Annotated in this window: 15 protein-coding genes; 9 read left to right on the top strand and 6 right to left on the bottom strand. The window is 71.2% G+C overall.

The features are described from left to right. Window positions 1-67 precede the first annotated feature (67 nt). Window positions 68-460: a RidA family protein gene (locus tag TR48_RS32165; protein WP_042373888.1), complete on the bottom strand. Its 393-nt coding sequence runs from the start codon at window positions 458-460 to the stop codon at window positions 68-70. Between the two features lie 56 nt (window positions 461-516). Between TR48_RS32165 and TR48_RS32160 the strand changes: the two genes are divergently transcribed. Further along, on the top strand, window positions 517-1,164 hold the full coding sequence (locus TR48_RS32160; protein ID WP_042373887.1) for a maleylpyruvate isomerase family mycothiol-dependent enzyme: 648 nt from the start codon (window positions 517-519) through the stop codon (window positions 1,162-1,164). A gap of 305 nt (window positions 1,165-1,469) precedes the next feature. After that, window positions 1,470-2,642: a UDP-N-acetylglucosamine--N-acetylmuramyl-(pentapeptide) pyrophosphoryl-undecaprenol N-acetylglucosamine transferase gene (locus TR48_RS32155; RefSeq protein WP_042373886.1), complete on the top strand. Its 1,173-nt coding sequence runs from the start codon at window positions 1,470-1,472 to the stop codon at window positions 2,640-2,642. A gap of 44 nt (window positions 2,643-2,686) precedes the next feature. On the opposite strand, the gene TR48_RS32150 is transcribed toward TR48_RS32155, so the two are convergent. The 3 genes from TR48_RS32150 to rfbB are packed head-to-tail and all read right to left on the bottom strand — an operon-like array spanning window position 2,687 to window position 6,058. Next, complete coding sequence (locus TR48_RS32150; RefSeq protein WP_042373885.1) at window positions 2,687-3,829, bottom strand: DegT/DnrJ/EryC1/StrS family aminotransferase; 1,143 nt, start codon at window positions 3,827-3,829, stop codon at window positions 2,687-2,689. Further along, window positions 3,826-5,049, bottom strand: coding sequence for an ATP-grasp domain-containing protein (locus TR48_RS41130; RefSeq protein WP_084729935.1), 1,224 nt, complete (start codon window positions 5,047-5,049; stop codon window positions 3,826-3,828). Before TR48_RS41130 ends, TR48_RS32150 begins: the two co-directional genes overlap by 4 nt. Before the next feature lie 10 nt (window positions 5,050-5,059). Then, window positions 5,060-6,058: a dTDP-glucose 4,6-dehydratase gene (gene rfbB, locus TR48_RS32135; RefSeq protein ID WP_042373884.1), complete on the bottom strand. Its 999-nt coding sequence runs from the start codon at window positions 6,056-6,058 to the stop codon at window positions 5,060-5,062. A gap of 199 nt (window positions 6,059-6,257) precedes the next feature. On the opposite strand from rfbB, the gene TR48_RS32130 reads away from it, so the two are divergent. From TR48_RS32130 to TR48_RS32110, 5 genes are all read left to right on the top strand, one after another. Continuing rightward, entirely contained in the window at window positions 6,258-7,637 is a 1,380-nt protein-coding gene (locus TR48_RS32130; protein WP_042373883.1) for an NsdA family TPR-like regulatory protein, read from the top strand. Window positions 7,638-7,695: 58 nt separating this feature from the next. Continuing rightward, window positions 7,696-9,024 carry a UDP-glucose dehydrogenase family protein gene (locus TR48_RS32125; RefSeq protein ID WP_042373882.1) on the top strand — a complete coding sequence of 443 codons (1,329 nt, stop codon included), beginning with the start codon at window positions 7,696-7,698 and terminating at the stop codon, window positions 9,022-9,024. A gap of 156 nt (window positions 9,025-9,180) precedes the next feature. Beyond that, entirely contained in the window at window positions 9,181-9,837 is a 657-nt protein-coding gene (locus TR48_RS39445) for an NUDIX domain-containing protein (protein WP_052443225.1), read from the top strand. Window positions 9,838-9,994: 157 nt separating this feature from the next. After that, entirely contained in the window at window positions 9,995-10,900 is a 906-nt protein-coding gene (gene ku / locus TR48_RS32115; RefSeq protein ID WP_042373881.1) for a non-homologous end joining protein Ku, read from the top strand. Window positions 10,901-11,108: 208 nt separating this feature from the next. After that, window positions 11,109-11,471 (top strand): STAS domain-containing protein, encoded by a 363-nt coding sequence (locus tag TR48_RS32110; RefSeq protein ID WP_042373880.1) that lies wholly within the window; start codon window positions 11,109-11,111, stop codon window positions 11,469-11,471. A 137-nt stretch (window positions 11,472-11,608) separates the two neighbouring features. Here the strand turns inward: TR48_RS32110 and TR48_RS32105 are convergent, their stop codons facing one another. Together TR48_RS32105 and TR48_RS32100 are read right to left on the bottom strand one after the other, a co-directional pair. Further along, window positions 11,609-12,007 (bottom strand): STAS domain-containing protein, encoded by a 399-nt coding sequence (locus TR48_RS32105; protein ID WP_052443224.1) that lies wholly within the window; start codon window positions 12,005-12,007, stop codon window positions 11,609-11,611. Next, window positions 12,007-12,243, bottom strand: a complete 237-nt coding sequence (locus tag TR48_RS32100) for a hypothetical protein (protein ID WP_042373879.1) — start codon at window positions 12,241-12,243, stop codon at window positions 12,007-12,009. Before TR48_RS32100 ends, TR48_RS32105 begins: the two co-directional genes overlap by 1 nt. Before the next feature lie 147 nt (window positions 12,244-12,390). Here TR48_RS32100 and TR48_RS32095 point away from each other — a divergent pair, with 147 nt between their 5' ends. Both TR48_RS32095 and TR48_RS32090 read left to right on the top strand, forming a co-directional pair. Then, window positions 12,391-12,744: a helix-turn-helix transcriptional regulator gene (locus TR48_RS32095; RefSeq protein ID WP_042373878.1), complete on the top strand. Its 354-nt coding sequence runs from the start codon at window positions 12,391-12,393 to the stop codon at window positions 12,742-12,744. A 624-nt stretch (window positions 12,745-13,368) separates the two neighbouring features. Then, entirely contained in the window at window positions 13,369-13,629 is a 261-nt protein-coding gene (locus TR48_RS32090; protein WP_042373877.1) for a hypothetical protein, read from the top strand. The last annotated feature ends 24 nt before the right edge of the window (window positions 13,630-13,653 follow it).

Raw genomic sequence — 13,653 nt, 5'->3', positions numbered from 1 at the left:
AGGACGGCGGTCAGGCCCGCGGCGGCGCCGTACGTGCCTGGGCGCACCGAGTCGCCTGACGTGTCGATCACGACGGCAGTGCCGCCAGCGCGTCGATCTCCACCCGAAATGCCGGGTGGACCAGCCCCCCTACCTGGACCAGGGAGCAGGCGGGCAGGCGGGCCGGGTCCAGGTACTCGTCCCGGACCTGACGGAAGGCCGGGAGGTCGGCCAGGTCCACCAGGAAGACGGTCAGCTTCACCACGTCCGCGAAGCCCGCGTCCGCTGCGCCGAGGGCGGTGGCCAGGTTGGCGAAGACCTGGCGCAGCTGCGCCTGCGGGTCGCCCTCGCCGACGAGCTGGCCGTCCGCGTTGACCGGGACCTGGCCGGAGACCGCGACCATCGGGCCGGCGAACGTGACGGCGTGGCTGTAGCCGTTGACCGGCGGGCTGCCGGCCGGGCGGGTGTGATGCTGCATCAGGCCTCCCGAGGAGATGTCTGATGATCAGTCTGCCAGTTGGGCCCTACGATGCGTCCATGATCCGGATCACCATCGAGGACGTCCGCGCGTCGGCTGATCGCCTGCTGAGCACAGTGGAGGAACTGGACGAGGAGGCCCTTCGCGAGCCCTCCGCCCTGCCGAACTGGACCCGCGCCGATGTACTCGACCACCTCACCGGGGCGGCGCACGCGTACATCCGGCTGCTCGCGCTCGCCCGGGGCACCGAGCAGCCCCCGCCGCGCCCCGACGGACTCCGCGCGAGCCTGGACCAGCTGCTCACCGACGCCGCCGCCATGCCCGCCGAGTCCTGGGAGACCACGGTCACCGCGCTCGCTGGCTGGCGGCACCCAGCCTGGTTCACCCTCAACCGATGCCAGCGCGAGCTGGAGACCCACCACCTGGACCTGGACCTCGGCTACGCCCTCGCCGACTGGCCCGCCGGCTACGTACGCTGGGCACTGACCGACACCATCGCCAGCCTGACTGCCCGCTCTTTCCCGGTCGCCAAGTTGACGGCCACCGACCTGAATCAGTCCTGGCCCCTCTCCCCCACCGGCCCCGCGGTAGTTGCCCCCGCCCCCACCCTGCTCGCCTGGCTGGCTGGCCGCACCCCCCTCAGCACGACCGACCCGCTCCCCACCCCACCGCCGTGGCCTCTCCCGCCGACCCCCGGTTGGGGCTAGCTGGGAAGGACGGCGATGTTACAGGTGGGCAGACCCGTCCCGGAGGCATGACCGCGCCCTGGCCGCAGGCCGAAGGCGGTCCATGAATGATGCGACTCGCCCTCTGGGCGACCGTCGGTACTACACCGCGGCGAGTTCGCAGGTTCCACGATTCGCGACGCTCTGGGTTCAGAAACAGGTACTCAGGCGGACCGAGCCGAGTGTTGTCCGGACGGGAGCTCTGCCGCGCACACCGAATTGCGTGCGGTGTACGGCTGGTCGCTGTGGCTAGTGTGGTGTCATCTGCACGAGGTGGGAGTTCACTGATGAGTTCCGGTGCTGGCGCGGCTCCGTCGTTTCGCTTGATCGTGACCGGCGGAGGTACCGGCGGCCATACCTACCCTGCCTTGACCGCGGTCCGTACGCTTCAGATCCGGCTTGCCGGGGTGGGCCGCGCGCTGGATGTGTTGTGGGTCGGCGTTGCAGGCGGTCTGGAGGAGCGGGTCGCCACCGCCGAGGGCATCGCGTTCCGGTCCGTGGCGACGGGGAAGGTGCGCCGTTCGGCGAACCCGCTGAAGCTGGTGTCGCCCGCGAACGTGCGCGACATGAGCCGCGTGCCGCTGGGCGTGGCCCAGGCCCGGTCGATCGTCTCCGAGTTCCGCCCCGACGTGGTGCTGGCGACCGGCGGATACGTGGCCGTTCCGGTGGGGTTGGCGGCGAAGATGTGCCGGCGCCCGCTGGTGGTCCACGAGCAGACGGTGCGCCTCGGGCTCGCGAACCGCTCGCTCGCGCGGGCCGCAGCGCGGTTCGCGGTGTCGTCTGAGGCGACGCTGGAGTTGCTGCCCGAGCAGGTGCGGGCGACCGCCGTGGTGACGGGGAACCCGGTCCGGGCCGAGGTGCTGACGGGTCATGCGGAGAAAGCCGTCGAGTCACTCGGCCTGTGGGGCTTCGAGCGGGCGCTGCCGACGGTGTACGTGACGGGTGGCGCGCAGGGGTCGCAGCAGATCAACGAGTTGGTGCGGGGCATCCTGCCGTGGCTTCTTTCCCGGGCGAACCTGGTTCACCAGTGTGGGCCCGCGAACGTGGAGGGCTTGCGGCCCGCGGCGATCGCGCTCCCGGCGGAGTTGGCGTCCCGCTACTTCCTGACCGGGTATGTGGGCGCCGAGCTGCCGGGCGTACTGGCGCTCGCCGACGTGGTGGTCTCGCGCAGCGGCGCGGGCACGATCGCGGAACTGACAGCGCTCGGGAAGCCGGCAGTGCTGGTGCCGCTGGCGTCGTCGGCCGGCAACGAGCAGACCCACAACGCGCAGCATCTCGAGGCCCAGGGCGCCGCGGTGGCGCTGGTCGGCGAGGTGGACGGAGCAGGCCTGCGCGGCGCCCTGGAGCCGCTGCTTGCGGATCCGGGACGCCGCGGACAGGTGGGCCATCGGGCGCAGTTGCTGGGGCGCCCGGATGCTGCGGAGCGGCTGGTCGACGTGCTGCTAGACGCTGCCAGCTGACGGGCTTGCGGCACGGGTCCAGTCGGCGCGGTCGCCGAGCAGGTTCACTGCGCTCCGCCTGCCTGCGCCTGCGCGACGGCGTCCGCGAGCGAGGCAGCCACGTGGTGGACTTCGGTCACGGTCAGGTGCTGGTGGAACGGCAGGCTCAGGATCTCCTCGCCGACCTGTTCGGTGACCGGCAGCGGTCGGTGCCACGGCTTGAACGCCTCCTGGAGGTGGTTGGGGGGATAGTGGACACCGACTGCGATGCCTCGCTCCTTCATCAGCCGGAACACCTGCTCGCGATGCCGCACGCGCACCACGCACAGGTGCGGGACGCTGTGGCTGACGTTCACGTCCACCAGCGTCACGCCGTCCACCGGGCGCAGCGCGTCGCGGTAGGCGCACCACAGCTCCCGCCGGGTCTTCTCCGCTTCGGCGAAGCGGCGCAGCTGGGCGAGGCCGATGGCAGCGTTGATCGCCGACAGCTGGTAGCGCAACCCGAAGCCGTCCACGGTGTAGCCGGTGGTGGCCTGGCGCTCGGCCTGCGACTGCACGACGCCGAGCATCCGCAGGCCCCGCAGCTTCCTGGCCTCGCCAGAGGTGCGCGGGATGACCGCGCCGCCCTGACCGCACGTGAGGTTCTTGATCGGCCCGAACGAGAAGCACGTCAGTGCCCCGGTCGCGCCGACACGCAGGTGGTTGAGGCGGGAACCGAAAGCGTGCGCTGCGTCCTCGATCACGGCGATGCCGCGCTCATGGAAGGTGTCGTTGGCCGCGCCCAGGTCCAAGGCCCGGCCGCCGTACAGCACTGGCAGTACCGCCCGCGTGCGGCTGGTGAGTGCGGCCAGGACCGCGTCCGGTTCCACACACAGGGTGTCCGGGTTGACCTCCACGAAGCGGGGCACCGCGCCGACGGCGCGGACCGCCTGGACGGTGGCGCAGAACGTCATGGACGGCACGACCACCTCGTCCCCCGCGCCGACGCCGGCGGCCAGCAGAGCGCAGTGCAGCGCGGCGGTGCCGGAGGTGACGGCGACGGCGTCCGGGACGCCGAGGTACTGGGCGATCTCCTGCTCGAACTGCTCGGTGACGGCGGTGTGCCCGTACTGGCCGTCGGCCAGCACCTGGCTCACCGCTTCCAGTTCCGTCCCGTACAGGTAGGGGCTGGCGTTGCGTGCGGCGTCGGGCCGCGAGGGGGTGGTCACGATGCCTCCCAGGTCGGTCGGATGATCGGTCGGAGCAGCGAGGTGGCCTTGTCCAGGGCCGCGGACACCTGTGTGGGCGAGGGTCCGGCGGCGGTGATCATGCCGATCTTGTGGCCGGACTGGTCATGCGGGTGCACCAGGTCTCCGGGCTTGGCGTACAGCTCGATGCCAGTGATGCCGGGCACGTTGCGGGCGTCGGTGACTCCATCCCACCGGGCCAGCTCGCCTTCCACGTCGAGGGGGGAGCCGAGGAGTTCCACGGCGGCGTGCGCGTTGCGCGTCGGCGTCAGATAGTCGAACGGCTGCCCGAGGGCGAGTGCGATGAGCGCGCCCACGACGTTGACGCCCAGGGCGGCCTCGTGCAGGCGCGGGATGCTGTCCCCGCTCAGGCGCGGGTTGGCTTCGACGATGCGGCCCTGGCCGTCCTCGCCGAGGACGAGGTCGAAGTTCGCGGGCCCGTCGGTGATGCCCAGCGCACCGCACAACTGCTCGGCGACTCCCTCAAGGTGGTCGTGCTCCGCCGGGGAGAGTTGCGCCGTGCTGATCCGCCGCACGACGCTCTTGCCGGGCACGAGGGCTTGGTCCTTGATGCAGGTCATGGCCGACCTGCCGTCGCGCAGGAAGAGGTCGATGGTCAGCTGCCGGCCCTGGACGAACTCCTCGGCGATCACGGTCCGAGAGGCGGAGTAGGCGCGTGCGCGGGCGATGGCATCGGGGAGGCCGTCGGGGTGGGCGACGCGGGTGATGCCCTTGCTGCCCGATCCGTCCACCGGCTTGACCACGACCGGGAAGCGCAACCGTGCCGCCTTGGCGGCGACCTCGCCCGGGTCGTCCGATGCGGCCCACCCGTACCCGGCGACACCGCAGTCCGCGACGACCTGGTGAAAGGCGGCCTTGTCCAGACCCGCCAGGGCGGCCTCGGGGTACACGTAGGGCATGCCGTAGCGCAGGCCCAGGACGCGCCAGGTGGGCAGCGCGGCGTCGGTCGCGCCGACCACGATTCCTGCGGGCCGCGTTGCGCCCAGCGCCTCGGCGATGGCATCGGCGTCTCGCGTGGAGAGCGTCATGGCCGCGTCGGCGAAGGGGAACGCGGGGGCGTCCGACCGCATGTCGACGGCGACGGTCGGGATTCCTCGGCGTGCGGCCTCCTGGTAGAGGGGGATGTGCTCCTCCGATGCGCCGAGTACGAGCAGCGGGTTCAGCGGCCAGTTTCCAGGCATGCTGCGCCTCCTATTCGAGGTTGAGGGCGACGTGCGGTCCCGCGGCGGCGCGGTTGCGCAGCAGCGGTGCCCAGCGGTCGGGGTTTCGGCGGTACCAGTCGACGGTCTCGGCGAGGCCCTCCTGGAGGTTGCGCTGCGGCTTGTAGCCGAGCCCCTCGGCCTTGGTGCACTCCATGGCGTAGCGCAGGTCGTTGGCCTGCCGGTCCGGCACGTAGGTGACGCGGCTCCAGTCCGCGTCGCACGCCGTCAGCAGCAGCGCGGTCAGTTCGCGGTTCGTCAGGTCGGTTCCGGAGCCGAGGTTGTAGACCTCGCCGGGCAGGCCACCTCGGAGCACCAGCTCGACGCCGGCGCAGTTGTCCTCGACGTGCAGCCAGTTCCGCACGTGCTGGCCGTGGCCGTGGATGGTGACCTTGTCGCCGTCCAGGAGGCTGGACACGAATCGGGGGATGACCTTCTCGGGGTGCTGGTTCGGCCCGTAGTTGTTCGAGGAGCGGGTGACGCACACCGGCAGGCCGAAGGTGATGCTGTACGAGAGCGCGAGGAGGTCGCTGGCAGCCTTCGACGCGGCGTAGGGGACGGTGGGGCGCAGCGGCGCGTCCTCGGCCGCGGCCCCGACCAGCAGCGGACCGTAGACCTCGTCGGTGGACACGTGGACGAACTTCGCGATGTCCGCCTTCGACGCGGCATCCAGCAGCCTCTGCGTCCCGAGCACGTTCGTCGCCGCGAAGGCCCCGGCCTGGTAGAAGGAGTGGTCGACGTGGGACTCGGCGGCGAAGTGCACCACCTGGTCGTGCTCGGCCATCAGCGTGGTCACGAGCTCCGGGTCGAGGATGTTGCCGTGGACGAAGGACAGCTTCGGCGAGTCCAGCGCGGGCCGGAGGTTGTCCAGGTTCCCCGCGTAGGTCAGCGCGTCGAGGACCGTGATGTGCTCGACGTCCGCCGCGGCGACCATGCGCTTGACGAAGTGTGAGCCGATGAAGCCGGCGCCGCCGGTGACGAGCAGCCGCATAAGAGCACCACCATCCTGGAGGATCAAGCGCCCGCCCTCACCCCTTCGTGGGACCGGTCCGCCGTGAATCCAGAACACCGCCGCACCGCGCCGGCGGGCAGGCACACAAGGGGGGCCCACAGATCACAGAACCGGCTACGCACCCGCCGCCTGCGGGCCTACTCTCGAACCCCGGACCCCGCCTGCCAGGAGGGTGCTCATGGCCACCGCGTCTCGATCGCGCGGGCCCAACACGGCCCTGGACCGGTTGCTGACGGCCAGCGGCTGGACCCGCAAGTCCTTCGCGCCGCGAGTGAACCAGCTGTGCGAACAGCGCGGTCACCGCAGGGCCTACACCCATACGAGTGTCGCGAACTGGGTCGTCCGAGGAATGATCCCCGACCCGCCGGCACCGGATGCGATAGCCGTTGCGCTGGGCGAACGCCTCGGGCGACCCGTCAGCCTGGCGGAAATCGGCATGTGCGGCGTCCCCGACGACGGCCCCGAGATGGGGTTGGATTTCCCCAGAGACCCAGCCGACGCCGTGCGCGGCGCCGCGAGCTTCTGGAGCACCGTGCACCGACGCGAATTCCTCGGCGGCGCTTTCGCCGTCGCGGCCTACACCACACCGGTCACCCGCTGGCTCGTACAGCCCGACGCCCGCCTGCACGGTCACCGCGGCGGCCGGCAAGTCGGCCGCGCCGATCTCGACGAGCTGTGGGCGGCGTCCAGCGACGCCCGCTCCTGGGACTCGCGCTACGGCGGCGGCAGCTGGAAGTCCAGCTCGGTCGCCGAGTGCCTGCGCTTGCGCGCGACACCGTTGCTGTCGGGCACCTACCAGGACCAGATCGGCACGGAGCTGTTCTGCGTGACCGCCGAGCTGGCCCGCGTGGTCGGCTGGTCTGCGCTCGACATGGGCCAGCACGACGCCGCACAGCGGCACTTCATCCAGGCCCTCGCGCTCGCGCGCGCCGCCGGCGACACCGGCGTGGGTTGCCACGTGCTGACGACCATGGCGCTCCAGGCGCTGCTGCGCGGCTTCTCGGGGGAGGCGATCGACATGACCCAGGGCGCCTTCGAACGGGCCCGGTCCTCGGCGAGCCCGCGGGTGCTGGCGTTCGCGAAGATGGTCGAGGCCCGGGCCCATGGCCGGGCTAGGGATCCGCGGGCCGCGGCGCGGGCGCTCGCCGAGGCGGAGACACAACTGGGCCGCGGCTGGCCCGACCCGGACCCGGAGTGGATCAGCTACATGACCCACACCCGGCTCTCCAGCGACGCGGTGGAGGTATGGCGGGACCTGGGCAAGCCGAAGGTGGCGTTCGGCTGGAACAAGCACGCCGACGCGATGCCGACGGGGTCGTTCGCCCGCTCGGTAGGTCTGCGCCTGACCGTGCTCGGGACAACGCACCTGCAGGCGGGCGAGCTGGAGCAGGGGCTTGCGATGGGCGACCGGGCCGTGGAGATCCTTTCGCGAGTCCAGTCGACACGGGCCCGCGACTATGTCCGCCAGTACACGACGGCGCTCCGGCCATGGAGCAGGGAACCCGAGGTGCGGGACCTGCTGCACCGCGCGCGCACGAGGCTTGCAGCGGCGAGCTGAGCCGCGATGTCGTCCGAGTAGCTGTGCCCCGACGTCTAATCAGACAAGGACCCCGTACATGCGCGTCTCCGTGATCGGCTGCGGTCACCTCGGCATCCCGCACGCGGCGGCGATGGCCGAGCTCGGCCACGACGTCGTCGGCGTCGACGTCGACCAGGCCAAGGTCAACCGGCTCAACGCCGGTCAGTGCCCCATCTTCGAGACCGGCCTGCCCGAACTCCTGGCCAAGCACGTCAACTCCGGGTGGCTGCGGTTCACCACCGACATCCGCGAAGCCGCCGAACACGCGGCCCTGCACTTCATCGGCGTGGGAACCCCGATCGACGCCGACGGCCGCTCCTATGACAGCGCCCAGGTCTACGGCGCGATCCGCCAGCTCGCACCCCACCTCACCCGCGCCTGCACCATCGTCGGCAAGAGCACCGTCACCGTCGGCACCACCGCCCACGTCACTGCCCTCGCCCAGCGCCTCGCCCCCGCCGGGAACCAGGTCGAGGTCGTCTGGAATCCCGAGTTCCTGCGCGAAGGCCACGCAGTCGAGGACACGCTCCGCCCGGACCGCCTCATCGCCGGCGTCACCACCGCCGAAGGCGAGAAGGCGATCCGCGCCGTCTACGCCGGGATCATCGACACTGGCGTCCCGATCTTCGTCACCGACCCGCAGACCGCGGAGCTGGCCAAGGGCGCCGCGAACACCTTCCTAGGCCTCAAGATCAGCTACATCAACGCCGTCGCGGACATGTGCGAGGCCGCAGGCGCCGACGTCTCCGAGATCGTAGACATCCTCGGCATCGACCCGCGGATCGGCGCGGGCGGCATGCGACCCGGCATCGGCTACGGCGGCGGCTGCCTGCCCAAGGACGTCCGCGCCTTCACCGCCTCCGCGCGCCAGCTCGGCGCCGACCAAGCCGCTGCCCTGCTGCTCGCCGCCGAGCGGATCAACGAGAGCCGCGTCTCCGTCGCCATGGACCTCATCACGGGGGCTCTCGCCGCGGAGCGCTCCGAGGTGCGCGGCGCCCGGGTCACCGTGTGGGGCGCCGCGTTCAAGCCCGGCACCAACGACGTCCGCGAGTTCCCGGCTCTGGCCCTGGCCCACGCCCTACAGCAGGGCGGAGCGGTCGTCACCGTCCACGACCCGCAGGCCGTGACCACCGCGATGCACCGCAACCCGGAACTCGAGTACGCCGACGACCTGCCCACCTCGGTCACCGACGCCGACCTGGTCGTCCTGGCCACCGAGTGGCCCGAGTACCAGCAGGCCGACCCCGACGCCCTGGTGAACCTGCCCGCCAACCCACTGCTCGTGGACTGCCGCGTCGCGCTTGACGCGGAGCGCTGGCGCCTGGCCGGATGGAACATCCACCAGCTCGGACGGCCCGGCAAGTAGGCAGGTCCCGATCCGGCCCCCAGACGGTCCGGCCGCCGAGCGGAGCCCCGCCCACCCCTCTACCGTGGCCCGTGGGCGGAGCGGACAGGCGCCGCCCGGCGGCCGCGGCCCGAACCCCCGAGCGGGCCGCTGCCACCACCCAACACCGGGGGGCCCATGGCCTGGCTCGACCCCATCGACTACGTCCAGACGATCCCTCGCGCGACCATGTTCGGGGCCCTGTACTGGACCGACCAGCACGACCGGATCCTGTGCCTGTGCTCCGCGCGGAACCCGTCGATCTGGCAACCGGCCGGCGGAGACTTCGACCACGGCGACATCACACCGTTCGACACCGCGTGCCGCGAGGGAGCCGAGGAGACCGGCATCAAGTACACCGGCCCTGAGCAGGTTCTTCTGGTGCATTACCTTGCCGAATCCACCGCCTGGCCATGCCCGAAGATCGGGTTCGTCTACGACGCCAGCCAGCTCACCGACGACCAGCTCGGCGCGATCCGGCTCGACCCGGCCGAGCACACCGAGCACGCCGTCCACTCTCTCGAACAGTGGGCGGGGGTGCTCGACGAGGGGGGCAGCACGGTCGCCTCGCCCGCATCGCCGAAGCCCGCCGCACGGGACACACGGGCATCCTGGTCAGCAAGGGAGTCACGGAGTATCCGGCATTGCCGAGTTCTCCGGCCTGACGGGGCGTACGCTCGAACCGAGGCCGCCGCTGCCCCCCGTTCAGCGGCGGCCTCCTGCTCATCCTCATGCGCCGACCGATTGGGCGTCATCCGGCGACGTCGCGCGCGGCGTCAGCGTGCCCCTGTCTAGCGGACACGAGCGGGTCGGCGGTCACCGCTCCAGGGTCACCCGGTGGAGGAAGTCGTATGCACCCGCTGGGGCGCTTGACCCTTCGTGAGCAGAATTGAGTCCCGCATCGGTCGGCCATCGAGACGCATTCGTTCGTAGACGGTCATAATGTGGGCTCATGAGCACCACCTCCGCCGAGGGTCCCCTTGGCAGGCCAGTCTGGAGCGGCAGCATCACGTTCGGCCTGGTCGCGGTACCGGTGAAGCTGTACAGCGCGACCGAGACGCACAGCGGCCCCGTCGCCCACCAGTACCATGCCGAGGACCTCGGCCCCATCCGCTACCGAAAGTACTGCGAAGCCGAGGACCGGGAACTGCGCCCGGAAGAGATCGGCCGCGGCCAAGAACGTGGCGGCGGCGTGGTGATCCTCACCGACGAGGATATGGAGTCCCTGCCGCTCCCCACGAAGCACGTCATCGACGTGGCCGCGTTCGTGGACGAGAAGAAGATCAACCCGTTGAGCTGGGATAACCCGTACTACGTCGGCCTGGGCGACAAGGCCCCCGCGAAACCGTACGTGCTGCTCGCCCGGGCGCTGCGGGCGTCGGGGCAGGTCGCGGTGACGAAGATCGCGCTGCGGGACCGTGAGAGTCTGGCGATCCTGCGCGAGCGCGAGGGCCTGCTGATCCTGCAGACCGTGAAGTGGCCCGACGAGGTCCGCTCCCCGGCCGGCATCCGCAAGCCGGGCGCGGAGGAGACCGTGCACCGCCGGGAGATCCAGATGGCCCAGCAGCTCATGGCCTCCATGAGCGAGGGCTACGACCTCGACGCGGAGCGCGACCAGTACCTCGAGGCCCTGGTGCAGCTGCTCGCGGCGAAGACCGGCGGCGGCGAGGTCGAGCGCGGCGCCGAACCGGCTGCGGCGCAGGCTCCGACCGTGGACCTGATGGCCGCCTTGCAGGCGTCGATCGCCGAGTCGCAGGCGAAGCGTGGCAACACGCCGGCGCCGGCGCAGAAGGCCGCCGTGAAGAGGACCGCGAAGAAGGCGCCCGCGGCGAAACGCAGCACGCGCAAGGCCGGCTGACCCCAAGGGTCTAAGCGGAATCTTGACGTCCGGTCGGTGTACGCCCTTGCGGGCGGGTACGGTCAAGTTATCCGGTCCGAGATCCACCGTGGGTCCGGCCGGGCCTGCCGACCGCCGTCGTCGCGCTTCCGGGAGCCGCCCGCCGCCCGTCTTCGGTGCCACCGCCTTGCCGTCCGGTGGTGGCCAGTGGGGTGGAAGGGGCCAGGCCATGCAACCCCTGACGCGCACGCGCGCCCGTGGACGGGCCGCGCCGCGGAACGTCACCACCGAGACCCGCGATGTCGGGGGTGCGGTGCTGTGGCGGATCACCGGAGAGGTCGACGCGGACGACGCTGCCTCTGTGGAGAAGGCCCTCATGGGCGCCCTGCAACAGGTCCGTCCCTCGCAGCAGCTGTGGGTCGAGCTGGCGGATGTCCGCTTCTTCGGCGCCGCCGGCCTCAACGTCCTGCTCCGCTTGCGCCGGGCCGCCGCCGAACAGCGGACGCCGCTCGTGCTGATCGCACCCGCCGCGCTGGTCCGCCGGGTCCTGCAGCTGACCGACACCCGTCCCTGCTTCCAGACCGCAGGATGAGTGAAGCAGGAACCGGGGCCACGCCGTCGCGTTGAGCGCGAGGCGGCTGCCCCCGAAGGGGCGTGGCCAGCGACGGCCCATGTCCGTCTGTCGTGCCCGTTGAGGCCCACCACGAGTCGGGTGCGGTGGCGACTTTGTCAGGGGCGCCCCGGGCCCGCGGTGGGCGGTGGGATCGTCAGCTGGGCCAGGGCCGCGTCCAGGTCGGGGTGGATCCGGAACAGGCCGGTGGCGTCGGTGATCTCCAGCGCGCACACCACCGGCGGGGACGGGGCGGCCAGGTGGACGGGCATGCCGAGACTTTCGGCGCGCCGGCGCAGGACGAGCAGGGCGTTCAGTGCGGACGAACCGAAGAAGGTGACCAGGCCGAGGTCGACGACGACGCCGCGGAAGTCGGCCAGAGCCTGGCCGAGGGCCTTGTCGAACGCGAGCACCTCCCCGGCGCCCGGGTCCAGGTCACCGGCGAGGCGGTAGGCCAGCACGCCGTCGATGTCCTCGGTGGCGCAGCGGGCCTGGAACCTTTCCGGCCTGCCGTTCATCACGCCGCCAGGCGGGGCGGCTCCGCGCGCAGGGCGAGCGCGGCGGCGGTGTCCTGCAGGGCCTGCCACAGGTCGAGCGCACGGCCGCGCTCGTACCGCAGGGCGGGCGCGTCGGGGCCGGCCTCGGCCAGCGTCAGATAGGCTTCGACGGCCTGCAGCGCCTGGTCGACGGACCGAGGAAGTGTTCCGTGCCCGCGCAGCGCGGCGGCCAGCGCGTCAAGTTCGTCCCTGGTCACAGCGCCCCCTTCATCGTCGCGGCATCCACCCGAGCAGGTGCGTCCGGGATGCCTCTCCAGAGTCCCCCGTGATCACACGGGTGTCAACAGTGACATGAAAATGGTGTCGTGTTTGCCATTGCACGTCATCCAGGACATGCTGGGGAGATGCAGGAGGACCCCGCCAGAACACCGCAGTGGACGTTCCTGACCAACCACGCCCGGGTGCTGGTCCAGATCGCCCGCGACCCCGGCATCCGGGTCCGCGACATCGCGCTGCGCTGCCTGCTGACCGAACGGGCGGTGATGCGCATCATCGCCGACCTGGAAACGGCCGGCTACCTCTCCCACACCCGCGAGGGACGCCACAACCGCTACCGCCTCGTCCGCACTGCCCAACTGCGCCACCCCGCCGACGCCGGCCCCACCGTCGGCGACCTCCTCGCCGCACTCACCCCGCACACCGACTCCAGGGCGACCGAAAAGGGAGCCAGTCGTAGCGTCAACGGTGCGACCGGCTGACCGAGACCACATCCGTTTGAGCACGGGTGCCCGGGCGGGTCAGCGAGGGCAACGGTCGTCCAAGTGGGCCATTGTGACGTGCCGGCACCGCGGATAGGTGGCACCGTGGGCGGGGAACGTCGCCGCCACTCCGGCGCGCTTCCTTCCCCGGAGGGGCGGCGACGGGATCAGGGGGTCCTGGCCCAGGTCGTCGGACCATTGACGCTTGGCGCCACGGCCTTCAAGGCCGAGACCTAGCGAGCCGCCGGCCAGGTCCCGAGCACCGTCCGTTAGTCCTTGGCGTGACGGGTGGGGCGAACCGGCTGGCCGTCTGCCCAACGCCGCGCAGTGTCCTTGCCGACGGCCGGGCAACTCGGCGACCCGCCCAGGCAAGAAGGCGGTGACGTGCTGCGAAGTGCCGTCGGCATGCTCCCGGGCCGCCCCTGATCACCCTCACGAAGGAAGTCGCGGGCGCAACGGTGTCAGTGCGGAATGACAGGTTTGCATCGAGGCAAGCGCGAGTGAGAGAGCGGGACCCAGGGAGTAGGAGGAAAGGGTCAAGCGTTGGCCCGTGCACGAGAACCGGCCAACAGTGGGGGCGGACAGCGGCCGCCGGGCCGTTGTCGCGAAGCAAAGGGGGGAACGATGGCCAGAACGGGCAGGCCAATCAGAACGCGCACCACGACGAAGCCGCCACCAGGGGGCGGAGTCGATCGCCGCGCAGCAGAACTGGAGCTGGCGACCTCTCAAGACCACGGGCAGCGAGCGACGGCCCTGGCTCTGCTCAAGCTGACCGCTGCGCTGCAGGCCACCAACGCGCACCTCGGCTCCACCGTCACGGAGTTCAACGAATCGGTCGAGAACCTCGATCTCGAGGTCGAGCGCTTTCGGCTCGGCCAGCGGTGATTGTCCGGCCGAGCGATCCGCCGG

The sequence above is a fragment of the Streptacidiphilus neutrinimicus genome, assembly GCF_000787815.1.
Taxonomy (GTDB): Bacteria; Actinomycetota; Actinomycetes; order Streptomycetales; family Streptomycetaceae; genus Streptacidiphilus; species Streptacidiphilus neutrinimicus.
The sequence above is the reverse complement of the archived record's forward strand: the minus strand, read 5'-3'. Positions and strand labels throughout refer to the sequence as shown.